The sequence below is a fragment of the Klebsiella grimontii genome, assembly GCF_900200035.1.
Classification (GTDB): Bacteria; Pseudomonadota; Gammaproteobacteria; order Enterobacterales; family Enterobacteriaceae; genus Klebsiella; species Klebsiella grimontii.
This window is the reverse complement of the sequence record NZ_FZTC01000017.1, coordinates 61,418-86,098: the sequence shown is the minus strand read 5'-3', so window position 1 is coordinate 86,098 and position 24,681 is coordinate 61,418. Positions and strand designations below refer to the sequence as shown.

Below are 24,681 nucleotides of genomic sequence, written 5' to 3'. Positions count from 1 at the left end.
ATGCCAAATCAACAAAATACACATCAGGTTAAGGCCGCTGATCCCCACGCTGGATACAGCCCGCGGCTTTGCAATGAGGATCTGGCGCCGACGCGCGACCAGAACTGGAGCTGGTACAACATCTTTTCTTTCTGGATGTCGGACGTGCACAGCATGGGGGGCTACGTGGTGGCGGCGAGCTTCTTTACCCTTGGTCTGGCGAGCTGGCAGGTGCTGCTGTGCCTGCTGGTGGGGATTTGCATCGTTCAGCTGTGCGCCAACCTGGTGGCGAAGCCCAGCCAGATGGCGGGGGTGCCCTACGCGGTCATTTGTCGTCAGGCGTTTGGCGTCTTTGGGGCCAATATTCCGGCGGTGATCCGCGGGCTTATCGCCTTCGCATGGTACGGCATTCAGACCTATCTCGCCGCCAACGCGCTGATGCTGGTGCTGCTGAAGTTCTGGCCCTCGCTATCAACGCTCACCGCCTCCAGCTTCCTTGGCCTGTCGCATCTGGGCTGGCTCTGCTTCGCCACCATGTGGCTGCTGCAGGCGATGGTGTTCTGGCACGGAATGAACGCCATCAAGCGCTTTATTGATATCGCTGGCCCGGCGGTCTACGTGGTGATGCTGGCGCTGGCGGGCTGGATTGTATACAAGACCGGTTTTGACGGGATCTCCTTTACCCTCGCCAGTAAGTCTCTGAGCGCCGGGGAGCAAACCTGGCAGATGATTACCGCCACCGCGCTAGTGGTCTCCTACTTCTCCGGCCCGCTGCTCAACTTTGGCGATTTCTCGCGCTACGGCAAAAGCATGGGCGAAATCCGCCGCGGCAACCGCTGGGGACTGCCGTTTAACTTCCTGCTGTTCTCCATCGTGACCGTGGTGATTGTCTCCGGAACGCAGTCGCTGTTTGGCCGCATGATCACCGACCCGATTGAGACCGTGAGCCGCGTGGGCAACGACCTGGCGGTCGCCATTGGCCTGTTGACCATGATCACCGCCACCATCGGGATTAATATCGTGGCCAACTTTGTCTCCCCGGCGTTCGATTTCTCTAACTGCTCGCCGCAGAAAATCAGCTTCCGCACCGGCGGGATGATTGCCGCCGTGGGGTCGATTCTGCTGACGCCGTGGAACCTGTTTAACTCGCCGGAGCTTATCCACTACACCCTTGATGTGCTGGGGGCGTTTATCGGCCCGCTGTTCGGCATCCTGATTGTGGATTTTTACATCATTAAGCGCGGTAAAGTTTCCGTCAACGACCTGTTTGACGACACGCCAAAAGGCCAGTACTGGTACCGCAACGGCTTTAACCCGAAAGCGATCGCCGCCCTGATACCCTCCGTCGCTATTGGCCTGGTCATCAGCTTTATTCCGGCCCTGCACGAAGTGGCCAACTTTAGCTGGTTTATTGGCGTCTTCCTGAGCGGCGCGGCCTACCGCTGGATTGCCCGCGACGAGCGCGTCGGCGCGACGGCCGGTTTCAGCGCCCTCGCCCAGAAAGAGTAACCCCGCATCCCCGCCGCGGCGTCACGTCGCGGCGGCTCTCCGCCTGCGCAAACTGGCATTAATCTTGCTCAATCAACCTATCCTTTCGCTAACCCACAGGGCAGCTATGATGTTTGACTACCATGCCGCAGTTCGCGGCGCATTTTTCGATATCGCCGCCGTTGCCGATAGCGCTGACGATATCGCCCGCCATGCGCGCTATCTGGAGGATGGCGTGCTGTTTCTTCGCGACGGACGCGTTCAGACGCTGCTGCCATGGCAGGAGGGCGAACGGTACCTGCACCCGCAGAAGGGCTATCGCGACCTGCGCGGTAAGCTGCTGCTGCCGGGGTTTGTCGATGCCCACGTCCACTATCCGCAAACCGAGATGATTGGCGCATTTGGCGAGCAGCTGCTGGAGTGGCTCACCACCTATACCTTTCCGGTGGAGAGCCAGTTTGCCGATGCCGACTACGCCGCCGAGATCGCGCAATTTTTTGTCAACCAGCTGCTAAGCCACGGCACCACCACCGCGCTGGTTTTTTGTACGCTGCATCCGCAATCGGTCGATGCCCTGTTTAACGAAGCGCTGCGCCTGAATATGCGCCTGCTCGCCGGGAAAGTGATGATGGATCGCCACGCGCCGGACTACCTGAGCGAAAGCGCGGAGCAGAGCTACCGGCAAACCCGCGAGCTGATTGAACGCTGGCACCAGCGCGGCCGTCTCGGCTACGCCATTACGCCGCGCTTTGCGCCGACCTCGACGCCAGAGCTGCTGGCGGCGGTGCGGCAGCTGCGGGAAGAGTTTCCCGATACCTGGCTGCATACCCACCTGAGCGAAAACCTCAACGAAGTGGCGTGGGTAAAAAGCCTGTGGCCGGAGCATGAGCACTATCTCGACGTCTACCATCATTATCGGTTAACCGGCGAGCGCAGCGTGTTTGCCCACGGCATTCACCTGGCGGACGCCGAGTGGCAGTGCCTGCACGAGACCGGTTCAGCGCTGGCCTTTTGCCCGACGTCGAACCTGTTCCTCGGCAGCGGGCTGTTTCGTTTACCGGTCTGCTGGCAGAACAAGGTGCGGATGGGCATCGGTAGCGATGTTGGCGCGGGCACTACGTTCAGTATGCTGCGCACCCTCGGCGAGGCGTATAAGGTCAGCCAGCTGCAAAGCTATCGCCTGCGCGCCAGCGAAGCCTTCTACCATGCGACCCTCGGCGGCGCGCGCGCCCTGCGCCTTGATGAGAAGATTGGCAATTTCCAGCCCGGCAAAGAGGCCGATTTTGTGGTTATCGACCCGGCGGTCACGCCGCTGCAGCGCTTACGCAGCGGGCGCTGCAAAGATATCTATGAGCAGCTGTTCGTGCTGATGACCCTGGGCGATGAACGCAATATTAGCGAGACGTGGGTAAACGGCGAGCGCGTATGGGGAGATGCGGCTGCGCAGTAGTCCCTTTCCCGGAGGCGCGCAGCGCCGCCTCCGGAGGACATTTAGCTGCCGCGATAGGTGGACCAGCCGCCGGGGGCAATTAAAAACGGTAAATGATAGTGCCCGCCAGCCGCTTCGCGGATGGCGAAATCAATCTGCGCGCTCAGGTAGAGCGTCTCGCGCCCGCTGGCGGTAAACCACTCGCCGATTTCCGCGCTCAACCGGTAATGCCCCGGCGCCAGCGGCCCGGCGCCGAGTTCGCCAATACGGCCGTTCTCATCGGTGGCCCCGCGGGCAATCAGCGCGCCTTCGCGCTCCAGCACAACCTTCACGCCCTGCGCCGGTCGGCCGGTAGAGATATCCAGAATATGGGTGCTTAAGGTACTCATTCGCCAATTGCTCCTTCCAGTCTTAATAAGGTGATTTCGCGCAGCTGCGCCAACGCGTCCTGAACTTCTGCGCGCTCGCTGTTTTGCAGGCGACGCGACAGCGCCGCTAAGATTTCATCCCCGCTGCGCCCTTTCGCGCGAATCAAAAAAACCCGGCCAAATCGCGCTTCGTAGCGGGCGTTGCCCGCTTTCAGCGCCTGCGCCAGCGCAGCATCGCGCTCATCAACGCTTCCCTGCTCCTGACGCGAGAGCGCCGCGTGCGCCTGAGACCCGGCGGGCTTTTCGCCAATACGCGGATGGGCGCTTAGCGCCTCGGCCAGCTCCGCTTCGCCCCACGCCGCCATCAGCCGCTGCGCGGCGTTGAGCAAATCAGCGCGGCTGCGCCAGGGCCGGCCGGCGGCGAGCGCCGCTGCCCAACCAGGAACGGCAACGCAGGGCGCCAGCAGGGAAACGGCCTCTTCGCCGCTCAGCTGGTTAAAGTGATTCAGCGCGATCATCGGTGCTCCTTGTGGCCGCCGCCGCGGCCGGTTTCTCTTCCGGGATAATCAGATTCAGGACAATCGCCACCAGCCCGCCGCTGGTCGCCGCGGAGCCGAACAGGTTACCCACGATCGGCGGGAAGTGGGTCAGAAACGCCGGGACCGCTTCAATGCCGAGACCAAAACCAAAGGCCAGGCCAACGATAAGCATATCGCGGCGGGTCAGCGGTTTCTGGGTGATAATGCGGATCCCCGCCGCCACGACGCAGCCAAACATCACCATCGTCGCGCCGCCCAGCACCGGCGCCGGGATCTGGCGCAGTATCTCGCCGAACGGCGGAAACAGGCCCAGCAGAATCAAAATCACCCCAATGTAGCGGCCAACGTAGCGGCTGGCGACGCCGGTCATCTGAATCACGCCGTTGTTTTGCGCAAAGGTGGTATTGGGGAACGCGCACAGCATCGCCGCCACCATGCAGCTTATGCCATCGGCAAGAATGCCGCCTTTTAGCCGGGAACGGAAGGCCTCGTCATCTATCGACTGCCGAGAGATCAGGCAGTTAGCCGTCAGATCCCCCACCGCCTCAAGAATGCAGACCAGCGACACCAGCGCAATCGGCATAAAAATCGCGCTGTTAAACTGAAAACCAAACGGAAACAGCTGCGGCAAGCGGAACCAGACATCGCCGACGCCTTTAAGCTGGAACGATCCGCTCAGCGCCGCCGCCGCGCAGCCGACGGCAATCCCCACCACCACCGAAGAGAGGCGCAGCCAGCGGTTTTTCGCGCAGCTCAGCAGGACGATGGTCCCCAGCGTGCCCGCGCCGAGGGCGATATTGCTCATGCTGGCAAAGGCTTTCGCCTGCTCGCCGCCGCACCAGTTAATGACGCTGACTTTAATCAGGCTAATGCCGATCAGCGCAATCACGCTGCCGGTAATCACCGGGGTAAAAATACGCTTCAGCGGTTCAATAAAGCGGCTGACGAGACAGGGCACCAGCGCGGCGACGAAGTTGACGCCAAACAGCATGGCCATAATATCCTGCGGCGTGCCGCCCTGCCCTTTTGCCCACATACCGCCGGCAATGGCGACGCCGAGGAACGCAAAGCTGGTGCCCTGCATACAGATCATGCCCGCGCCGATCCCCCAAACGCGGTTGGATTGCAAAAAGGTACCGATGCCGGAGGCCAGCAGGGACATGCTGATTAAATAGGGCAGCCACTCCCCCAGCCCCAGCGCCGCGCCGATAATCAGCGGCGGCGTGATGATGCCCACCAGCCCGGCGAGTACGTGCTGTAAAGCGCTAAAAAATGCCGGGAGCGGCGGGATCCGCTGCTCGAGGCCGTACAGTAAGCCGCCGTTTTTTTCATCTGACATGGTCGTTTCATCCCGTTGCGAATAAGCGTGCGGGAACGGGTGCACAAAACAGGCCAAATTCGCTCACACTTGCGCAACATTTAATTTTTCCTCAATTTTACAAAGAGATAAATCATCTTCCTGGTTAACCCCTGTGCGCCTGCGCGGGCCGCCGCGGTGAAACTTTAGATTCTCGATTCCTAATATAGAAATTATTGATTCATAAAAAGGCAACAAAACCCCCATCACGCACCACGATTGTGCAACCGCACGATGGCGGGGAGGCCGAATCGGCGAAATCCGCGCCTGCGTCAAAGTGGTACGCAAATTGCTCAAGCCAATCACGACGTATGTAAAGGAGAAGCAAATGAAAGCATTAGTTATCGGCGGCGGCATCGGCGGCCTGAGCGCGGCGGTGGGGTTAAAAAATGCAGGTATCCATTGCGAAGTCTTTGAAGCGGTGAAAGAAATCAAACCGGTGGGCGCGGCCATCTCCATCTGGCCTAACGGCGTGAAGTGCATGAAGCATTTAGGTATGGGCGATATTATCGAGAGCTACGGCGGCCCGATGCATTTTCTCGCTTATAAGGATTATCTGCGCGGGGAGGACCTGACCCAGTTCAGCCTCGCTCCGCTGGTAGAGCGTACCGGCGGCCGCCCCTGTCCGGTTTCCCGCGCTGAACTGCAGCGCGAGATGCTCGACTTCTGGGGACGCGACGCCGTGCAGTTTGGTAAACGCGTCACCCGCTGCGAAGAACACGCCGACGGCGTTCGCGTCTGGTTTACCGACGGGTCGATGGCGGAGGGAGATTTTCTGATTGCCGCCGACGGTAGCCATTCCGCGCTGCGCCCGTACGTGCTCGGCTATACCCCTGAGCGCCGCTACGCGGGTTACGTTAACTGGAACGGTCTGGTGGAGATTGATGAGGCGATTGCGCCGGGCAACCAGTGGACCACTTTCGTCGGCGAGGGGAAACGGGTGTCGCTGATGCCGGTCTCCGATGGCCGGTTTTACTTTTTCTTTGATGTTCCGCTGCCGGCGGGGCTGGCCGAGGATCGCAGCACGCTACGGGCGGATCTCAGCCGCTACTTTAGCGGCTGGGCGCCGCAGGTGCAGAAGCTGATCGCCGCCCTCGATCCCCAGACCACCAACCGCATTGAAATCCATGATATTGAACCGTTTGAGCGGCTGGTTCGCGGCAAGGTGGCGCTGCTGGGCGATGCCGGGCACAGCACCACGCCGGATATCGGCCAGGGCGGCTGCGCGGCGCTGGAGGATGCGGTGGTGCTGGGGGATCTGTTCCGCGAGAGCCGCGATATCGCCGGGGTGTTGCGCCAGTACGAAGCGCAGCGCTGCGATCGGGTCCGCGACCTGGTGCTGAAGGCGCGAAAACGTTGCGACGTGACCCATGGTAAAGATATGGCGCTGACGCAAGCCTGGTATCAGGAGCTGGAAACCGAGACCGGAGAGCGGATTATCAACGGCCTGTGCGAAACCATTCAGGGCGGCCCGCTGGGGTAAAAATATTGGCATCAGCGCCCTTCCCGGCTCGCGGCGTAAACGCCTTAGCCGGGCTACCGACCCGCAGACGCGGGTGAACCTGTAGCCCGGTCAGCGCAGCGCCGTCGGGGAAGCAAACCGCAGAATATTTCAGGCCGGGGACATTCACGCAGGCGGCGAGATGCGCCTCTCCGGCTACCGGATCGCAGACGCGGGTGAACCCGCTGCCCCGGCCTGCATCTCCTCCATCACGGCGGTCAGCTTCTGGATCGCCATCTGCGCCGGGCGGGAGAGCTGGCGCGACGGCGCGGTGCACAGGGCCAGGGTGAGCGGACGCAGCAGCTTGTTGCGTAGCGGGACAAACGCCAGCTGCCCGAGCTTCACCTCTTCCAGCACGTCCAGACGGCTGAGAATCGTCACGCCGCCGCCTTTCAGCACCAGCGATTTGATCAGCCGGATATCGTTACAGCTAATACTGTTGGCCGGAGAAAAATCATAATGGCGATAAAGCATCGCGACCCGATCATGGACGATCAGCGGCGCGCCGGGAACAATATGCCGCTCCTCGCTGAGCTCCCCTGGCGACAGCATCACGGCCTGCGCCTGAGGATGATCCGGGCGCATTACCGCGCCCATCTCCAGCTCAGCAAAGGCCAGCACGCTCAGCCCCGCCTGGCCTTCAGGATCCAGAATCAGGCCGAAATCGAGATCCGCCTGCCGCACCTTCTGGCTGATGGTATGGCTATCCGCCACCTGCAGATTCAGCTCCAGCCACTGCCAGCTGGCGATAATGTCCGCCAGCGCGGCGGCAAAGCTCCCTTCCGCCAGCGCCTGCACCATGCCAAGGCTGACGCTGCCGCGCTTCAGCCCCTGCAGCTCATCAAACTTTTGCCGCGTCAGATGAAACTCCTTTTGCCAGCGCAGCAGATTGTCATACAGCAGCTCCCCGGCGGTAGTCATACGCAGCCCTTCCGGCAGGCGCTCAAACAGCGGCGTACCAAAGGCCTCTTCCGCCTGCAAAATTTGCCGGTTGATGGCCGAAGCGGAAATATGCAGCTTTTCCGCCGCCCGCCGCAGGCTGCCGCTGCGGGCCACTTCGGCAAAATAGATAGCGAAACGTGAAAATGGGCTCATTGGCGACCTGTTCTCTTTTTTGCAACGGCTGGGTGAATTCTTGCTGATGGATGTCAACACCCTAATATGGCAACAATAAACTCACAACAATTAAACAAATGTTTTTGTGAGCAGGAAGAGAAGCCATGAACAAACCACAACCTACCCCGCCCGCCCATTGCACCTTTGAGCCCGAGGACTGGCTGCGCCTGGCGAAATGCTGGCATCCGGTCGCCCGCGCCTGCGATATCGGCCCCGCGCCGGTAAAAGCCACCCTGCTTGATGAACAGCTGGTTATCTATCGTATCAAGGGCCAGGTGGTGGTCGCTCGCGACGTCTGTCCCCACCGCGGCGTGCCGCTGACGCTCGGTTTTCACGACGAAGAAGGGATCGTCTGCCCGTACCACGGCCTGCGCTTCGGCGAAGATGGCCGCTGTAACCGTATCCCGTCCAGCCCCGACCAGCCGGTACCGGCGAAGCTCAACCTCACCAGCTTTGCGGTTGAGGAACGCTATGGCCTGATCTGGACCTGCCTGGCCTTCGACCCGGAGAATCCGATGCCGCTGCCGGTGATGCCGCACTGGCACGACGACGGCTTTCAGCAAATCAACTGCCCGGCCTTTGAGGTCAACGGCTTTGCGGGCCGCCAGGTCGAGGGCTTTCTGGACGTCGCCCATTTCGCCTGGATCCACACCGAGACCTTCGCCGACCCGGATAACCAGGTGGTGCCGAACTACAACCCGCAGGAGACGGCGTTTGGTTTTATCGCCGATTACTGGAGTTCAGTCGGCAACTATCCCGCCAGCTCCGAGTTTCGCGCGCCGGAAGGCTTCCAGTGGCTGCGCCATTTCGAGATGCATCTGCCGTTTACCGCCACCCTGACGATTCATTTTCCCGGCGAGGCCCGGCTGGTGATTATGAACGCCGCCTCGCCGGTTTCCTCACGGATCACCCGCATGTTCGCGCCCATCGCGCGTAATTTCGATCTGCACGTGCCGGTAGAGGATGTTCACGCCTTTAACCTGCGCGTCTTTGAGGAAGATCGCCTGATGGTAGAGACCCAGCGCCCGGAGAGACTGCCGCTGGATTTAACGCTCGAAGCGCATATCCCCGCCGATCGCAGCTCCATCGCCTATCGCCGCGGGCTGAAAAAAATGGGCTTCGGCGACTTTTTCCTCGTTTAAGCGGAGAGCCATTATGAGCGATGTAATAGAGGTTATCGTTGACGGTATCTGGCGCCAGGGCAGCCAGAACCTCGCCGTCAGGCTGGTGGCGCAGGACGGCCGACCGCTCCCCGCCTGGCAACCCGGCGCGCATATTGATGTGCATCTGCCGTGCGGCATTATCCGCCAATATTCGCTGACCGGCCCGGACGGCCCTGACGACGGCTACCTGATCTGCGTGGCGCTGGAGAAAGCGTCACGCGGCGGCTCGCGCTATATCCATCAGCAGCTGCGCCCCGGCCAGACGCTGTTGATTTCTCCCCCGCGCAATCTGTTTCCTTTACGCACAGCGGAGCGGGTGACGCTGCTGGCGGCTGGGATCGGCATTACGCCGCTGTACGCGATGGCGCTCAGGCTTAAGGCGGAAGGCGTGCCGTTTACCCTGCACTATTACCTGAAAAACCGCGCGCAGGGGGCGTTTGTCCGCGAACTGCAGCGGCGGTTCAGCGCCGAAAGCGTGGTGATTCACTGCTCTTGCGAAGGAGACAGCGCCCGGCAACATTTAGCCGCCGCGCTGAACAATACGCATACCGGATATCCGATTTATCTCTGCGGGCCGGAGGGATTTATGGCCGCCGCGCGTCGGGCCGCTATGGAACGGGGCTGGGCGGACACGCTAATCCATAGCGAAGCCTTTCAGCCCATCGCCGCGCCAGCCGGCGCTGAGGAGGGAGAAACCTTTAGCGTGACGCTGGCGTCCTCGGGAGAGCGGTGGCCGGTGCCCCCGCATAAAACTATCGCCCAGGTGCTCCAGGAAAACGGCGTCGCCGTCCCGCTCTCCTGCGAGATGGGGATTTGCGGCGCCTGTCTGACGCCGGTTATCGAGGGGGTTGTCGACCATCGCGACACCGTACAGTCGGAGGCGGAGAAATCCGCCAGCGCGCAGCAGATCGCCCTGTGCTGCTCGCGCAGCCGATCGGCGAATCTGTGCATTGATTTATAGACCGGCGCCGCTAGCGGGCGAAAACCCGCGCCTCGCCCACCACCTCAATGCGTACCGCCGCCCCCGGCCGCCATAACGGCTGGCTGACGGTTTTGACGATCAGCGGCTCGCTCCGGCCGGGCATCGTCAGGGTTAACGTCGAGAGATGGCCGCTAAAGTCCACATCGCGTACGGTAAGCTGCGGGTCATCCGCCCGGCAGGGGGAAATAACCAGCTGCTCGGGGCGCAGCATCACCCTTCCCTGTCCGACGGCCTGCGGATTGTCAGTTAAGAGTTCACCTATCGCGCAGCGCGCGCGGCCGCCGCGCAGCTCGGCGGGCAGCACCAGCGCATCGCCGAGAAAAAGCGCGGTCTCTTCATCAACCGGGTGACTGTAGACCTCATACGGCGTACCAACCTGGGCAAAACGCCCCTGACGCATCACCGCGACCTGGCTGGCAAAGGAGAGCGCTTCATTCTGATCGTGGGTGACCAGAATCGACGCGACGCCGGCCTGCGCCAGCAAATCGGCGGTGGCTTTACGCGTGGCCGCGCGCAGTCCGGTATCGAGGGCGGAAAAAGGCTCATCTAGCAGCATCAGCGCGGGCCGCTGCGCTAGCGCGCGCGCCAGGGCCACGCGCTGCTGCTGACCGCCGGAAATTTCGTGCGGCCAGTGGTTCGCCAGCTGGCTGTCCAGCGAGACCCTCTCCATCAGCGCCGCTACCTGCTGGGATTTCTCCTGGCGACTGCCATCGAGCCCCCAGGCGATATTGTCCGCGACGTTCAGATGGGGGAACAGCGCGCCCTCCTGCGGCACGTAGCCCACCCCGCGCAGGTGGGCGGGAATAAATGTCCCCTGCGCAAACAGCGTGCGCCCCTGCATGACAATCCGCCCGCTATCCGGCGTTTCGAAACCCGCGAGGATCCGCAGCAGCGTGGTTTTACCGGAGCCGGAGGGGCCAACGATCGCCGTACGGCTGCCTGCGGCCACCGTCAGATTGAGGTTTTCGAGCACCCGTGTACCGGCAAAAGATTTTGAGATTGAGGAGAGTTCGAGCATTTACAGGCCTGCGATTTTTTTCGACTGAATATAGAGAATGCCGGTCAGCGGCAGCGAAAGCAGAATCATCAGCATCGCGTAAGGGGCGGCGGCGACATAATCAATTTCGCTGGTCAGCGCCCAGAAGCCGGTCGACAGCGTGCGGGTGCCGAGTGGCGAGAGCAGCAGCGTGGCGGTCAATTCATTGGTGATGCCGAGAAACACCAGCGCCGCCCCCGCCGCCGCGCCCGGCGCCGCCAGCCGCATGGTGACGCTCCACAGCGCCCGGCCGGGGCTGCGGCCTAAACTGCGGGCGACGTTTTCCAGCTCGACGGGGGCCTGCGCGATCCCGGCCCGCAGGTTGACCAGCGCCCGGGGCATAAACATCAGCAGCCAGGCGAGCAGCAGCGTGACCTCGGTCTGATAGATGGGACGCGCATAGTGAATGGTGACCGTCACCAGCGCCAGCGCCGTTACGATGCCGGGCAGCGAGCTGGTCATGTAGTTACACCCCTCCAGCAGACGAAAAAGACGCTGCGGATAGCGAACGCCCAGCCAGGCGATGGGAATTGCGCAGGCGGTGGTGAGGAGCGCGCCCACCGCGCCGAGCAGCAGCGTTTGCCGCAGGGAGAGCCACAGGTCGGCGCTCATCCAGTTTTCCACGCCGCCCAGCCAGAGCCAACGGCAAAGCACCATCAGCGGAACGCCCAACGCCAGCATCACCAGCGTCAGCAGCGCGAGCTGAAGAGGGATCGCCGACAGCCGGCCCAGCGGCTGCCGCTGCTGTTCGCGCGCGGCGCCCGAACCGATGCGGGCATAGCGCGCCTTCCCCCGCGACGCCCCTTCCAGCAGCAAAATGGCCAGGCAGCAAAGCGCCAGCACCCCGCCCAGCATGTTCGCCGCCGGGCCGCTGAAGGTTGACTGGAACTGGTCATAGATGGCGGTGGTAAAGGTATCGAAACGGACCATCGCGAACAGGCCGAACTCCGCCAGCAGATGCAGCGCCACCAGCAGCGCGCCGCCGCATATCGCCAGCCTGAGCTGCGGCAAAACCACGCGGAAAAAGATCCGCCACGGCGGCGTACCTAATGAGGCGGCAACATCTTCCAGCGTCGGGTCCAGCCGCCGCAGAACGGCGGCAACCGGCATATAGATAAACGGGTAATAGGCCAGCAGCGAAAGAAACACCCCGGCAGACAGGCCGTGCATTGCCGGCACCGCGCTGACCCAGGCGTAGCTTTGCACAAAGGCCGGGATCGCCAGCGGCGCAACCGCCAGCACCGACCAGAGCCGCCGCCCCGCCAGCAGCGTGCGCTCCGTCAGCCAGGCCAGGCCAACGCCCAGCGCAATGCACAGCGGTACCGTCAGCGCGATAAGCCACAGGGTGTTGCTCAACAGCTCAGCGACGCGCGGACGAAAGACCAGCGCCCGGATTGTCTCCCAGCCGGTATCGACCCCCACGGCAATAACAAAACCCGGCGGCAAGAGCGCCAGCAGAGAAAACAGAACGGCTAACGCGATCATCGGAAAAGCAGGACGCCTGCGCTCGGGCAGGCGTTGGGCTTTTTTTCCGAGCGCGAAACTCAGAGAAGACATAGCGTATTCACTTTAACGGACGATTACAGCAGGCCAGCCTGGGTCATCAAATCGACCACTTTTTTGCTGTTCAGCGAAGACGGCTCAACCTTCGGCGCCTCTAACGCCTGCAGCGGCGTCAGCTTCGGGTTAGACGCGGCGTTGACGCCAACGGCGTATTCAAAGGCGTTATTGGTGCGCAGCTCATCCTGCCCCTGCTTGCCGGTGATCCACTTGATAAAGGCCTGAGCCTGTTCCTGATGTTTGCTGGAGGCCAGAACGCCGCCGCCGGAAATGCTGACAAAAGCGCCAGGATCCTGGTTTTTAAAGTAGTGGAGACGGGTATTTTTGCTGTTCTCGCCGGTTTTCGCCTGATCGACAAAGCGGTAGTAATGATAGATAACGCCGCCATCAATCTGACCGGCATTCACCGCTTTCATCACCGTGCTGTTGCCCTTGTAGGCCACAAAATTGGTTTTCATCGCTTTAAGCCATGCCAGGGTGGCCTGCTCGCCTTTCAGCGCCAGCATCGCGCTGACGATGGCCTGGAAATCCGCGCCGGATGGCGAAGCGGCCCAGCGCCCTTTCCACTGCGGTTGCGCCAGATCCATCAGCGACTTCGGCAGCTGCGCTTCGCTGATTTTCGCCGGATTGTAGACGAATACGGTGCTGCGGGCGGCAATGCCTATCCAGCGGCCGTGCTCAGGGCGGTACTGCGGGGCGACCTGCTGAAGGGTCTCGGCCGCCAGAGGCGCAAACAGCTTCGCGTTATCCACCAGCACCATCGCCGGGGAGTTTTCCGTCAGAAAGACGTCCGCCGGGGACGCCGTCCCCTCCTGCACCAGTTGATTCCCCAGCTCGCTATCGCCGCCGTTACGCAGCGTCACTTTAATGCCGGTCTCTTTGGTAAAACCGTCAACCCATGACTTAACCAGGTTTTCATGCTGCGCGTTGTAGACCACAATCCCGTCGCTGCTGGCCGCCGCCAGCGCCTGCGGAGCAATAAACGCGGAAGAAGCCATCAATGCAGCGGAGCAATAAGACACCAGACGAAAACGCATACGCTAATCCTTAATAGAGGTGGGCAAAGGGTAACTGGCAGCCGGTCGGCAGGGATTAAATCACAGAGGAATGTGAATGATAATGCAAACAATTACCATCTAATGAAAAAAGAGAAATATACTGCGCGCGGGCGGCACCAGGCGGGGAAAATGCTATAAAAAAATAACCGCCGCGATGAACATTAAAATAACCTTAAGACAGCTTAATTTTATTTTACACTGCCTTCAAAATCCCACTGCGGGCGGGCTTTGGCCACTGCGTTAGCGAAAACTCCACTGCACGCTCACCACAAAGACGGCGGGAAGAATAATTCCGCTTTCCACGCCGAAATAATCGGTAAAGTTGTACTGAAATCCATGGTAAATATAGGGAGAAAAGCCTATACCGGTCGCATCTTTAAAATCCTTGTAAGAACCATGGTCGCCGCAGTGCTCAAAGGCCGAGAAGAAAAACTCGCCAACGTAGCCATAAATTCCCTTAAATACCCAGCCGTTGCCCAGCGAGGCCCAGTCGCGGCGTACCCCGAGCGCGATGCAGCGATCGTCAAAGCTGTTTTTCATCGTTCCGGCCAGCAGGCTGTACGGAGAATCTTCGGAGAACTTGCGTTCAACGGAGGCAAACTGGTTGTCAAAACCTTCGGTGTACTGCCCGTGGTTATTCGACAGGTGGTATATCCAGGAGCCGGTATTAACCGAATAAAGGTTGATTTCATCCGCCCGTAGGGCCGTCGACGACATCAACAGCGCGGCGGCAGCCACCGCAGGCTTGATCATTTTTCTGCGCATCAACATCATCCCCTGGTTCAGGCGTCGGCCCGGCTGGATAATAAGAGTATAGAAACCGCCGATTGGCTCTGCCGGAGAAATGCGCGATTTTCTGCAAAGAGATATTTTAATGAAATTCTGGCGGGCTAATTTTAGTAATACAGCGTATTTATTCCGGTCTTCATTGTCTGATGAACAAGAATAAAATGGGGTATTTAATTAATTTTCAGGACAGGAGTTGATCGTTAATAATAAAATACCTGGCGTCTGACCAGGTATTTATGAGGTGGATTTAGCGCTGACAAATTTTTATCAACAGTTCCGCCATCCAGCGGTGGCTTCTCTCCTGGCCCGCCGTTTCATGCCACGAGAGATAGCAGGTGCGGCTGTCCATTTCTAAAGGCAGCGGCAGCAGCTGCAGCCCAAACTGCTCTTCAAACTCTTGCGCCAGCCACTCCGGCGCGATAGCCACCATATTGGTTTGCGACACAACGCTCAACACGCTGACCATCGCGTTACCATGAAAAGCGACGCACGCCTGCTGCTCTTCAGAACTGTACCAGGGGGAGCTGAAGGAGGCGTAGCGATCCAGCGCGACGGTAGCGTGCTGCTCGCGATAAATATCCTCCTCACTCAGCGGCGATGCGATACGCGGATGGTTGCACCTGGCGACCAGTACCATTTTGTCGTTGAACAGCGGGATGCTGGTAAACTCCGGATGATTGAATTTGTTGTAGTCGAGAACAAATTCCACCTCCTGATAGCGCAGCTGATTTGTCACCTGCTGACTTAGCGAAGATTTAAAGGACAGACTGACCCTGGGAGCAATCTCGCTGATTTTGTTAAAAATAAGCGGCGTCAGGTAGTTATCCAGCGGGCTACAGACGCAAAGGGTGTAGAGACGTTCGCAGTCAAGCGGGTCGAAAAGCGTGTCCGGCAGCTCATTTTGCACCAGCGACAGCGCGCGTCGAACCGAGCTAAAGAGTTGAAAGGCGCGCTCTGTCGGTTTAATGCCGCGGCCGTTACGGACAAACAGTTCATCTTTAAACAGCACCTTCAGGCGAGAGACCGCGCTGCTGACCGCAGGCTGAGACATACCCAGCGTTTGCGCCGCTTTGGTTAGGCTTTGTTCCTGCATGACGGTATCAAAAATAGTCAGCAGGTTGAGGTCGACTTTGCGCAATACCGGCTGCAGGACTTTCGGTTCAGAGGTTGGTTTAGATGTTGTATTTTCACTCATGTAGGGAACTCCACCAGCACATTAATCAGCGATTCTGCTGCGTAACACTGAGACCTTTCGCCAAAGGAAAAAAATAGGCAGATAAATCACCATCGGCCCCAGCAGCCATGTGTTATCGGTTTCCAGCAGCACGCTCAAATGTATGAAACTTATTATCAAAATGGTAAACAGCAGAAGAATATGAAACGTATTATGTTTTCTGGAGAAAACGGCATAGCGGTAAAGCATTCATTTTTCCTTCGTTCACTCCTTGAACAGCGGAGAATACCATATAAAAAGTGATGAAATTTCTGAAAAATACGCGACTTAATCCTAATAAGTAAATTCTCATTAAAATTTTTCGCCTGGGCTTAGCTAAATCGCGAATCAGGCAGAACGCCGATATTCCTTTGCCGCTACAGGGAGTCTAAAACCGGGTAATAACTTTCCATGACGCATAGGGGCTAAAGAATAGAAATTATTTCACAGAAAATAGTCACGTATATGCAGCAATAGCCGGAAGGAGGCGAAGGCGGTGGGCGAAATAAAATTGTGCGGAAGCGGGAAGCGCTCTGTTAACGCGCTAAGTCGATATTGGGCCGCCATCGAGGCCTCGAACCCCGTTCCCTACAACGTATGTCGTTCGCTCTTCCAGATGAGCTAATGGCGGTCAGGCGCTAATCAGTAAAGTTCAGCAGTGGCGTGCCGATACCAATTAGCGACGCGAATACTAGCCAGTCGGTTGGACGGAGTAAATAATATAAATGTACGAAATATCTGAATCGTCCCTCTCAGCGCCGGCCGATACGGGTCAAGGTTGAGGATGCAGACAAAACCTTACACGCCAGCCCCTTGTACATTGATAAGGATTGTTTATGATCCTCGGGTTCTGAAATGTCCTGGTACCCTATGCGCAACCGTCGGCTCCCTGGTAAATGGTTTTTGATACTGACCTGCTTCGTCATGGCATTCTGCCTTGTTCAGCGGGCGGCCTATCTGCACCATTTTTTGGCGGACGCCAGCGCCCAGGCGCAGGAGAGCGTTCTCAGCGCACAGGCCCAGCAGCCCTCTTCAGAGGAGGCTGAGCAAGGGCCTTCGCCCTGCCAGCTGAGCGCCAAATCCTTGCTCTGCACGCAGCCGCTTTTCTTCGATGGCGCATTGCCGGCCGTTCTTTTATTCCTTACCCTGCTTCAGCTGCTCGCCGCGGGCCGTCCGGTGGTTTTGCGGGACGATCCCGTTCGTCCGCCCACGCTGCGAATACATCTCAAAAACTGCGTTTTCCGTGAGTGAAAAAATCGTTCTTAGACGATTAGTTTTTTAATTCACGGAGAAAAAAATGCTGAATATCTTCAGGGGCTTCGTCTTCCTGTTACTGACCTGCGCGGGCGTTGCCCACGGGGCGGACACAGGATGGCTGACATCCCCGCAACACGACCACGCCCGGATCCGCTTCCAGGCGGAAAAAGGCAAAGATCGGATCGACGGACTGCTCTCTATTGAGCTGGCTTCCGGCTGGAAAACCTACTGGCGCTCACCGGGTGAAGGCGGCGTCGCCCCGCAAATAATCTGGAACAACGGCGAACGGGCGCGGTGGTACTGGCCTGCCCCGTCAAGATTCAAGATTTCCGGCCTGACGACCCAGGGCTACCACGACCGGGTGGCGATCCCGATGACGATCGCCGCCGCCCCCGGAGACGTGCTGGAAGGCACGCTTACGCTGTCGACCTGCAGCAACGTCTGTCTGCTGACCGACTACCGGCTGCATCTCGATTTCAATCAGCCCGCGGACGGCGAGTTCCGGAACGCCTTTGCCCGGGCCATGCGCGCTGTCCCGGCGGATAACGGGGTGACGAACGATCTCGCCGCGCATCTGGTCGGTAGCCAGTTGGTCATCACCGCGACCACGACCGGCGAATGGAAAAATCCCGGGGTCTATTTTGACCCTATGGACGGGGGGATTGTGGCCGGCGATCCGGAGATTCGCGCCGAGGGCGACCGCCTCAAGGTGACGGTGCCGGTCACCGATGAATGGGGAGAAATACCCGCCACGCTGGCGGGAAAAGCACTGTCGTTGGTGCTGACAAATGGCGAAAAAGCGCAGCAGATAAACCTTACGACTGGCGCCGATCTCGCGCCAACGGCGACGGTTAGTCTCGGGAAAATAGTGCTTTTCGCGCTGCTCGGCGGCGTCATCCTCAACCTGATGCCCTGCGTGTTGCCGGTGATGGGCATGAAGCTCAGCGCGGTGCTGCAGGCCGGGGCCGATCGGGGCAGGGTCCGGCTGCGCTTTCTGGCCACCAGCGCGGGCATCCTGACCTCGTTTGCCCTGCTGGCGCTGATGGTGATGATACTCAAGCTCACCGGCGCCTCGCTGGGCTGGGGGATCCAGTTCCAGAATCCCTGGTTTATCGGCGTAATGGTTGCCGTCACCTTTCTCTTCGCGCTGAATCTGTTCGGGATAGTCGAGATGCTGCTTCCCTCGGCAGCCGTTAGCCGGATGGCGACCGCCGGCGGCGCCGGGATAGCGGGGAGTTTCTGCGAGGGCGTTTTTGCCACTCTGCTGGCAACGCCCTGCTCGGCCCCCTTCCTGGGCACGGCGGTCGCTTTCGCGCTTGCCGCCCCACTTCAAGAGCTGTGGCTGATTGTCATGGTGCTCGGGCTGGGGATGGCTGCGCCGTGGCTGTTCGTCGCCCTGTTCCCGCAAACCGCCGCCCTGCTCCCCCGCCCTGGCCGCTGGATGAACAGCCTGAAAATGGCGCTTGGCGTCATGATGCTGGCTTCCAGCTTCTGGCTGACGACGCTGCTCGGCGTTCACCTCGGCGAGACCTCCAGCGTCGTGATGACGTTGACTCTCACCGTGGCGGCCCTGATCGCCTTGTTAGTCGCCCATCAGCGAACGGCTCCCGCCTTCTGGCTGGTGGTTATCGCCCTGGCGGCGTATGGCGGCTTTCAGGTTCGCGGTCTGCTAGCGCAGGGTTCCACCGTCTCGTCGCCGCAGGCTAACGCTCAGCAAATTCGCTGGCAGCCCCTTAGCGAGGAGGCCATCCGCAGCGCGCGGGCTGAAGGCAAACGGGTGTTTATCGATATCTCCGCCGACTGGTGCGTAACGTGCAAAGTGAATGAACTCCGGGTGTTAAATCAGCCCGCCATCATCCGCGCGCTGGCTCAGCCCGATGTCGTGGCGCTGCGCGGCGACTGGAGCAAGCCTTCTGAGCCGATCGCCCGTTTCCTGCAGAGCCGAAATCGCTACGCCATTCCCTTCAACCAGGTCTACGGTCCGGGCCAGCCGCAGGGAGAAATGCTGCCGCCGCTGCTCGATAAACAAACCGTCCTCAAGGCCCTCAATCGTGCCAAAGGTTAAATTAACGATGAAAAAAACGCTGCTCACCCTCGCTCTCCTCCCGGCATCTTTGACGGCTGCGGCGTCTTCGCCGCTTACGCCGGCGCAGGAGGCCCGCGTGCAGGAACTGGTTCAGGAGACGCTAATCGGCCATCCTGAAATTTTGATCGCCGCGGCCGAAAAACTCGATCGGCAGAATGCCCAGGCCGGACGGGAATCGCTAAAGCAGGTACTGTCGCAGGACGGCGAGTTTATCTTTCACGACCCCAACTCACCGCGAATCGGCGCGCAAAATCCGAAGCTGACGCTGGTCGTCTTTACCGATCATAACTGCCCGTATTGTAAAAAGTTTGACCCCTATCTGGAGAGAATTGTGGAAAAATACCCGGACGTTGCGGTGATCTTTAAGTTTCTGCCCTGGCGCTCCGAGAGCTCAATGACCGCGGCCAGGGATGCGCTCACCCTGTGGCGCACGCACCCTGAACAGTTTGTTAAATTTAACCCTATCCTGATGGCGAAAAAGGGGTATCACGACAGTGTCAGCATTGAGCAGGCGAAAAAGAAGGCGGGGGTCATTGTGGCTCAGCCGGATGCGCAAAGCCTGGAGACGATTAAGCGCAGCTTTGCTGTCGCCGAAAAGCTTGGCATTCAGGGAACGCCAGCCACGCTTATCGGCGATGAGATGCTCTCAGGCTGGATCCCCTGGGAGCAATTTGATGCCACAATCGGCGACGCGCTGAAAAAACAGTAACCCACGTCAGGGGGAGCGATCCCCCTGCATTGCGAGGCGATATGATGAAATACTTTTTACTGCTGGCGGCCTGGATGATGCCGGGCCTGGCGCTTGCCGAGGGGGCTATCCCCCAGATAGTTAAAAATTTTGGTGAACAGCAAGGGATCAAAATTATTAAGGAGATAGATTCCCCCGGCGGCGTGAAAGGCTGGGTCGGTCAGTATCAGGATATGGGCGTTACCCTGTTTTTGACGCCGGACGGGAAGCACGTTATTTCCGGGTATCTTTACGATGATAAAGGGCAAAACCTCAGCGAGGGGTACTTCAAAGAAGCGATCTATACCCCGTTAGGCCGCGAAATGTGGAAGAAGCTGAACGATGCCCGGCCGCTCAAGGAAGGCGCTGATTCCGCTGCCAGAAAAGTGATTGTCTTCGCCGATCCGTTCTGCCCCTACTGCAAGTCGTTCTGGTCAGCGGCGCAGCCGTGGGTAAAAGCCGGTAAGGTCCAGCTGAATACCCTGCTGGTTGCCTTTCTCAACCCGAAAAGCGGCCAATACGCCACGGCAATCCTGAATGCCAAAGATCCGGTAGCCGCCTGGCAAGAGTATGAACTCTCCGGCGGCAAAAAACTCCCGCGCTTTGACGGCGTGACGCCGCGCGAAACCTTTAATCTTCTTCAGCATAACCAAAAGCTGATGGATGATTTGGGCGCCAGCGCGACGCCGGCTATCTATTACATGAATGAACAGAACGAGCTCCAGCAGGTGATCGGCATGCCCGATAAGAAGCAGCTGGTGGAGATGTTCGGGCCTGAGCCCTGATGCAGAGCGGGCGTCCCGCGGGGCGCCTTGCTAACCCAGGACTGACTGCGTATTTTTACTCTTACGCTGCCCGTCCGGGCATTCAACGCTTGAATGAATGAGGAATAATGGAACGCTTATTTGTCTACGGCACGCTGCGTCCGGGCCACTCGAATGCCCATATTATGGACAACATTGGCGGTGAGTGGCAGCCCGGCTATGTGAAGGGGCTGTTTTATGAACGCGGCTGGGGAGCGGCGGCGGATTTTCCGGGGATCGTGCTCGACAACAACGGGCCTCGGGTCGACGGCTATCTGTTCCTGTCCGCGAATCTTAGCGCCCACTGGCCGATGCTGGATGCGTTTGAAGAGGGCTACGATCGCGTTGCCGTGGACGTTACCACCGAAGACGGTCAGCGCGTGACCGCCTGGATCTATCAGCTACAGCCGAAGGTCGCAGCGTAATCCCCTTTCGCCCCGCGTCTGCGGGGCGTCGCTCAGCCCAGGTTTAGACGTCGCGCCAGCCCATTGCCGGCGCAACGTGCTTCAGTATGGACTCAATCACGTGGGCGTTATACTCCACACCCAGCTGGTTCGGCACCGTCAGCAACAGCGTATCCGCTTCGGCAATCGCCTCGTCCTGCTTCAGCTGTTCGACCAGCTTGTCCGGCTCCGCGGCGTAGCTGCGGCCAAAAATGGCGCGAGTCTTCTCGTCGAGGAAACCTATCGAATCGCTCTCGTCACGGCCTGAACCGAAATACATCCGGTCGCGATCGTTCATCAGCGCGAAAATGCTGCGGCTGACCGAAACGCGAGGCGTGCGCGTATGGCCCGCTTCTGCCCAGGCCTCGCGATAGGCGCGGATCTGCTTCGCCTGCTGAATATGGAACGGTTCGCCGGTTTCATCGTCTTTCAGCGTCGAACTTTGCAGATTCATCCCCAGCTTTGCCGCCCACCTTGCCGTCGCATTCGAACCGGCGCCCCACCAGATTCGCTCGCGCAGCCCTGCAGAATAAGGCTCAAGCCGCAGCAGGCCCGGCGGATTGGGGAACATGGGCTGCGGGTTAGGTTTCGCAAACCCCTCTCCGCGCAGCGCGTCCAGCAACACTTCGGTATGGCGGCGCGCCATGTCGGACTCGTTTTCGCCTTCTCCGGGAACATAGCCAAAATAGCGCCAGCCGTCGATCACCTGCTCCGGCGAGCCGCGGCTGATACCCAGCTGTAAACGGCCGCCGGAAATTAAATCTGCCGCGCCCGCATCCTCGGCCATATAAAGGGGATTTTCGTAGCGCATATCAATAACGCCGGTGCCTATTTCAATACGTTTGGTTTTCGCCCCGACCGCAGCCAGTAGAGGAAATGGCGAACTGAGCTGGCGGGCGAAATGGTGCACCCTGAAATAGGCGCCATCCGCGCCCAGTTCTTCGGCGGCAACGGCCAGATCGATGGATTGCAGCAGCGCGTCAGCGGCCGAGCGCGTCCCGGACTGCGGCGACGGCGTCCAGTGACCAAATGACAAAAAGCCAATCTTTTTCATGACGTGGGTATCCTGGTTGGCGGGGAGGTCGTCGGCAGGTGGCGCATAATGAAACGTGTCTGCCGCGTTATGCCTCTACTCTACGCATAACCAGGTGAGAATAAATATCGTTTGTTTAACCGAATGCTTCAAATAAATTGATTGAGTCTGCGCGACGCCACAGACCGCGGCCCGGGCGATAAACACGGGCTCACAGGCCGAATATCGCCTCAATTTCAATTTTGAGATCCGCAGAAAACAGGCGGCTGACTTCAACGAGCGAGCTGGCGGGTAAGCAATCGCCGTAGTTCCGGTAAAGCACTTTGCGCAGCTCGTCGAGCTCATCAAAAGAAGTGATAAAGATCGTGACTTTGATAAGAGACGAAAAATCGATGCCTTCGGCCTGGGCAACGGTTCGTATCTGGGTAAAAATCTCCTCCGCCTGGGCGGCAATACCGTCGTGCTGCGCTCGGGTACCGAACGCGGTGAGCCCAGAAATATAAAGCGTGTTTCCGTGCTTAACCGAATGAACGTAGGGAGCCTTGACCTCGCCCAGTTCAGGGTAATTTTTTCGTACTATCTGACTCATACCGATATCCTTATTTTACAAGAAACTGACTTGCCTCACTCGTTCGGCGGTCTTGTCGTCATTCATTAGCCAGTCGCTAAACAGCGGCTGGCTAATGGCCCGCGCTTTTCATGGCATCCTGCCTGCCCGGATTGCACGGCTCTTTTGTATCCGGAAGATAAAATTTTCCGGACGAGTCAGGCTGCGTTCCGCCGGGGCAACCATCGCGCCCAGACGCGGTCGCGCTGCCATCAGAGCCATTGCCCCCATCCGAGTTATCCCCATTCCCGCCGTCGCCGCCATTACCGCCGTTAGCGGCATAGGCTGAGCATGCGCACAGCATGAAGAAACACACCAAAAAGCGTCTGACCATCACCATCCCCTGTCATCGGATTTAAACACAGACTAAAAACAGGTGAATTGTACTCGCTTCCAGAATCCGTTGAACGCATTTCTGCCGCATCGCCGGATAAGAAAAACCGTACGCGACGCGACGATCGTTATGCTCAGGGACAGGGCATGGAATAAGGCAGGAATAATCCAGGGGCAGGCCGTCGCGATATCGCCAGCACGGCTTTCGCTATCGCGGCCGTAACGCTATAAATCGTTATTTATCGCACAGGGTGACGTGGGTGGCAGCAGGGCCCTTGTCATCTCTATGGAGTATGGCATATTCAACTTTCTGGCCTTCAAACAGGGTATTAAAATTATCACCACGAAGCGCCGAGCAATGGACCGAGATATCTTTACTGCCATCGAGAGGTGAAATGAAACCAAATCCCTTTGACTCATTATACCACTTGACCAGACCTTTAATTCTTGAGGACATACTGACTCCAGTTGCACATCAGGTAATTGACAGAAAACGTGTCGGATTAAACGTATGGACTCAAAAGAAAGGGGGTATCAGCGATAGCGCCTGGTAATGAGAACGGGCCGGTAAAATTTTTAAGCTCATGCGTTTTTTCGGATTAATAATTTCATTAATGCATAAATACCATTAATAAGCAAATGAAATTTTAGCCGTCCAGATGCCCCGCTGGGGATAAAATAATGAGAAATGGCCTTAAATTTATTGCGCTGCGACTCATGATATAGCTTCACCGCCGCGTGAGCCTGTTCGGAAAAATAAAAGAACATCCCTCCAGATTTATCCACGTCACCATAGCCAAAACCTTGGCTAACCCAATGAAATAATGGATTTTATTATCATTAAACCATCAACAAGGCGCTGGCGAATCACTCCCCCCTCTTTCCGTATTAGTCTCCGTCCCGGCAATATCAATTGAAATAAGTCTTGCTATCCGCGGTGAAGTATGTGACTAATGATTGGTCGGTTAAGTACACAGACATAATAAAGCGGTTTAGTAAAGCAGTCCTCATCTCAAGTGTTATCCGTTGATAATTCTTCCTTTTGAGTCTCCTTATCGTTATTAATTAGATTCTGTGCGAAACCTTTTTTCGCCGTAAGGCTCAGATATGTTGAGGTATTATCAATGTCTAATAAAATGACTGGTTTAGTAAAATGGTTTAATGAGTCGAAAGGCTTTGGTTTCATCACCCCGGACAACGGTAGCAAAGATGTGTTTGTACATTTTTCTGCTATCCAGAGCGGCGGTTTTAAGACCCTGAACGAAGGCCAGAAAGTCGAATTCACCATTGAAGATGGCCAGAAAGGCCCTTCAGCGGGTAACGTCTACGCCATCTAAGCTGCGCTTTATTCACTGGCGGTAGATTTCAGCTTCGCTGCTGATGATGGACTCACGCCAGTTCAAAAACCCTGACATCATGTCGGGGTTTTTTCGTTGTGTCGCGAGGCAACGGATCCCGCGGGTTAAAACCGATGGTTATTGTATTGGCTGCCGCTGATGAAATTCCTGACCAAATCACAATGCGTCTTTATTTCACTATTTGAATCAACGAAATTCATCTTCCCCACCTTGTTTAACGAGCTTGCCCCATTTTAACGCCCCCGCAAACTATGACTCCCACCAGGTCGAAATTTTTAAATTCGGCGACGGAAATAAAACACCTTATAACAATAGCGCATTAAGTTATGAATAATATGTGCAACACGCCATGATTTAAGTAAACAGCTTAGGTATCAGTAAATAACATTCAGGCATGAGTTAAACCAAAAAATAATAATGCACTGATAACAAACTCCGTTATCGTGTTCGCGTAAT

Annotated in this window: 23 protein-coding genes; 11 read left to right on the top strand and 12 right to left on the bottom strand. The window is 58.1% G+C overall.

Going from position 1 to position 24,681, the window contains the following annotated elements; all coding sequences use genetic code 11:
• Together KOSB73_RS12905 and guaD are read left to right on the top strand one after the other, a co-directional pair.
• Positions 1 to 1,488: an NCS1 family nucleobase:cation symporter-1 gene (locus KOSB73_RS12905; RefSeq protein WP_004871435.1), complete on the top strand. Its 1,488-nt coding sequence runs from the start codon at positions 1 to 3 to the stop codon at positions 1,486 to 1,488.
• 109 nt (positions 1,489 to 1,597) lie between these two features.
• The gene (gene guaD, locus KOSB73_RS12900; RefSeq protein ID WP_098140565.1) at positions 1,598 to 2,917 is read left to right on the top strand and encodes a guanine deaminase; all 1,320 of its coding nucleotides are present in this window, start codon (positions 1,598 to 1,600) and stop codon (positions 2,915 to 2,917) included.
• 41 nt (positions 2,918 to 2,958) lie between these two features.
• Here the strand turns inward: guaD and uraH are convergent, their stop codons facing one another.
• From uraH to KOSB73_RS12885, 3 genes are read right to left on the bottom strand one after another with little or no spacing between them, the layout of a single operon-like run.
• Positions 2,959 to 3,285 (bottom strand): hydroxyisourate hydrolase, encoded by a 327-nt coding sequence (gene uraH, locus KOSB73_RS12895; protein WP_004871437.1) that lies wholly within the window; start codon positions 3,283 to 3,285, stop codon positions 2,959 to 2,961.
• Complete coding sequence (gene uraD, locus KOSB73_RS12890; RefSeq protein WP_024359601.1) at positions 3,282 to 3,782, bottom strand: 2-oxo-4-hydroxy-4-carboxy-5-ureidoimidazoline decarboxylase; 501 nt, start codon at positions 3,780 to 3,782, stop codon at positions 3,282 to 3,284. The genes uraH and uraD overlap by 4 nt, the downstream gene beginning before the upstream one ends.
• Positions 3,760 to 5,142, bottom strand: coding sequence for a nucleobase:cation symporter-2 family protein (locus KOSB73_RS12885; protein ID WP_004871443.1), 1,383 nt, complete (start codon positions 5,140 to 5,142; stop codon positions 3,760 to 3,762). The genes uraD and KOSB73_RS12885 overlap by 23 nt, the downstream gene beginning before the upstream one ends.
• 346 nt (positions 5,143 to 5,488) lie before the next feature.
• On the opposite strand from KOSB73_RS12885, the gene hpxO reads away from it, so the two are divergent.
• Positions 5,489 to 6,643, top strand: coding sequence for an FAD-dependent urate hydroxylase HpxO (gene hpxO / locus KOSB73_RS12880; protein ID WP_004871444.1), 1,155 nt, complete (start codon positions 5,489 to 5,491; stop codon positions 6,641 to 6,643).
• Positions 6,644 to 6,817: 174 nt separating this feature from the next.
• On the opposite strand, the gene hpxR is transcribed toward hpxO, so the two are convergent.
• Positions 6,818 to 7,756 (bottom strand): LysR family hpxDE operon transcriptional regulator HpxR, encoded by a 939-nt coding sequence (hpxR, locus tag KOSB73_RS12875; protein WP_024359603.1) that lies wholly within the window; start codon positions 7,754 to 7,756, stop codon positions 6,818 to 6,820.
• A gap of 125 nt (positions 7,757 to 7,881) precedes the next feature.
• Here hpxR and hpxD point away from each other — a divergent pair, with 125 nt between their 5' ends.
• Positions 7,882 to 8,919, top strand: a complete 1,038-nt coding sequence (gene hpxD / locus KOSB73_RS12870; protein ID WP_004871446.1) for a molybdenum cofactor-independent xanthine hydroxylase subunit HpxD — start codon at positions 7,882 to 7,884, stop codon at positions 8,917 to 8,919.
• Between the two features lie 13 nt (positions 8,920 to 8,932).
• Positions 8,933 to 9,901 carry a PDR/VanB family oxidoreductase gene (locus KOSB73_RS12865; RefSeq protein WP_004871448.1) on the top strand — a complete coding sequence of 323 codons (969 nt, stop codon included), beginning with the start codon at positions 8,933 to 8,935 and terminating at the stop codon, positions 9,899 to 9,901.
• Positions 9,902 to 9,911: 10 nt separating this feature from the next.
• On the opposite strand, the gene KOSB73_RS12860 is transcribed toward KOSB73_RS12865, so the two are convergent.
• The 5 genes from KOSB73_RS12860 to leuO form a co-directional block, all read right to left on the bottom strand.
• Positions 9,912 to 10,940, bottom strand: a complete 1,029-nt coding sequence (locus KOSB73_RS12860) for an ABC transporter ATP-binding protein (RefSeq protein WP_049099658.1) — start codon at positions 10,938 to 10,940, stop codon at positions 9,912 to 9,914.
• A complete protein-coding gene (locus KOSB73_RS12855) occupies positions 10,941 to 12,515 on the bottom strand; it encodes an ABC transporter permease (protein ID WP_024359607.1) in 1,575 nt (524 codons plus the stop codon). It abuts the gene before it with no gap.
• Positions 12,516 to 12,538: 23 nt separating this feature from the next.
• On the bottom strand, positions 12,539 to 13,555 hold the full coding sequence (locus KOSB73_RS12850) for an iron ABC transporter substrate-binding protein (RefSeq protein ID WP_004871451.1): 1,017 nt from the start codon (positions 13,553 to 13,555) through the stop codon (positions 12,539 to 12,541).
• A gap of 261 nt (positions 13,556 to 13,816) precedes the next feature.
• Positions 13,817 to 14,329: a hypothetical protein gene (locus KOSB73_RS12845; RefSeq protein ID WP_098066853.1), complete on the bottom strand. Its 513-nt coding sequence runs from the start codon at positions 14,327 to 14,329 to the stop codon at positions 13,817 to 13,819.
• Positions 14,330 to 14,612: 283 nt separating this feature from the next.
• On the bottom strand, positions 14,613 to 15,560 hold the full coding sequence (gene leuO, locus KOSB73_RS12840) for a transcriptional regulator LeuO (protein ID WP_004871457.1): 948 nt from the start codon (positions 15,558 to 15,560) through the stop codon (positions 14,613 to 14,615).
• An 888-nt stretch (positions 15,561 to 16,448) separates the two neighbouring features.
• Here leuO and KOSB73_RS12825 point away from each other — a divergent pair.
• The 5 genes from KOSB73_RS12825 to KOSB73_RS12805 all read left to right on the top strand — a co-directional run bounded on the left by KOSB73_RS12825 (position 16,449) and on the right by KOSB73_RS12805 (position 20,876).
• Entirely contained in the window at positions 16,449 to 16,829 is a 381-nt protein-coding gene (locus tag KOSB73_RS12825) for a hypothetical protein (protein ID WP_004871458.1), read from the top strand.
• A gap of 46 nt (positions 16,830 to 16,875) precedes the next feature.
• The gene (locus KOSB73_RS12820; RefSeq protein ID WP_098140563.1) at positions 16,876 to 18,900 is read left to right on the top strand and encodes a protein-disulfide reductase DsbD family protein; all 2,025 of its coding nucleotides are present in this window, start codon (positions 16,876 to 16,878) and stop codon (positions 18,898 to 18,900) included.
• 7 nt (positions 18,901 to 18,907) lie between these two features.
• Positions 18,908 to 19,630: a DsbA family protein gene (locus KOSB73_RS12815; RefSeq protein ID WP_098140562.1), complete on the top strand. Its 723-nt coding sequence runs from the start codon at positions 18,908 to 18,910 to the stop codon at positions 19,628 to 19,630.
• A 44-nt stretch (positions 19,631 to 19,674) separates the two neighbouring features.
• On the top strand, positions 19,675 to 20,433 hold the full coding sequence (gene dsbG, locus KOSB73_RS12810; protein WP_024359612.1) for a thiol:disulfide interchange protein DsbG: 759 nt from the start codon (positions 19,675 to 19,677) through the stop codon (positions 20,431 to 20,433).
• Positions 20,434 to 20,540: 107 nt separating this feature from the next.
• Entirely contained in the window at positions 20,541 to 20,876 is a 336-nt protein-coding gene (locus KOSB73_RS12805; RefSeq protein ID WP_049130210.1) for a gamma-glutamylcyclotransferase family protein, read from the top strand.
• Between the two features lie 43 nt (positions 20,877 to 20,919).
• On the opposite strand, the gene KOSB73_RS12800 is transcribed toward KOSB73_RS12805, so the two are convergent.
• The 3 genes from KOSB73_RS12800 to KOSB73_RS12785 form a co-directional block, all read right to left on the bottom strand.
• A complete protein-coding gene (locus KOSB73_RS12800; protein ID WP_024359613.1) occupies positions 20,920 to 21,948 on the bottom strand; it encodes an LLM class flavin-dependent oxidoreductase in 1,029 nt (342 codons plus the stop codon).
• A 190-nt stretch (positions 21,949 to 22,138) separates the two neighbouring features.
• Entirely contained in the window at positions 22,139 to 22,516 is a 378-nt protein-coding gene (locus KOSB73_RS12795; RefSeq protein ID WP_024359614.1) for a RidA family protein, read from the bottom strand.
• Positions 22,517 to 23,102: 586 nt separating this feature from the next.
• Positions 23,103 to 23,324: a cold shock domain-containing protein gene (locus tag KOSB73_RS12785; protein ID WP_004871463.1), complete on the bottom strand. Its 222-nt coding sequence runs from the start codon at positions 23,322 to 23,324 to the stop codon at positions 23,103 to 23,105.
• A gap of 667 nt (positions 23,325 to 23,991) precedes the next feature.
• Here KOSB73_RS12785 and cspE point away from each other — a divergent pair.
• On the top strand, positions 23,992 to 24,204 hold the full coding sequence (gene cspE, locus KOSB73_RS12775; RefSeq protein WP_004131139.1) for a transcription antiterminator/RNA stability regulator CspE: 213 nt from the start codon (positions 23,992 to 23,994) through the stop codon (positions 24,202 to 24,204).
• Positions 24,205 to 24,681 lie beyond the last annotated feature (477 nt).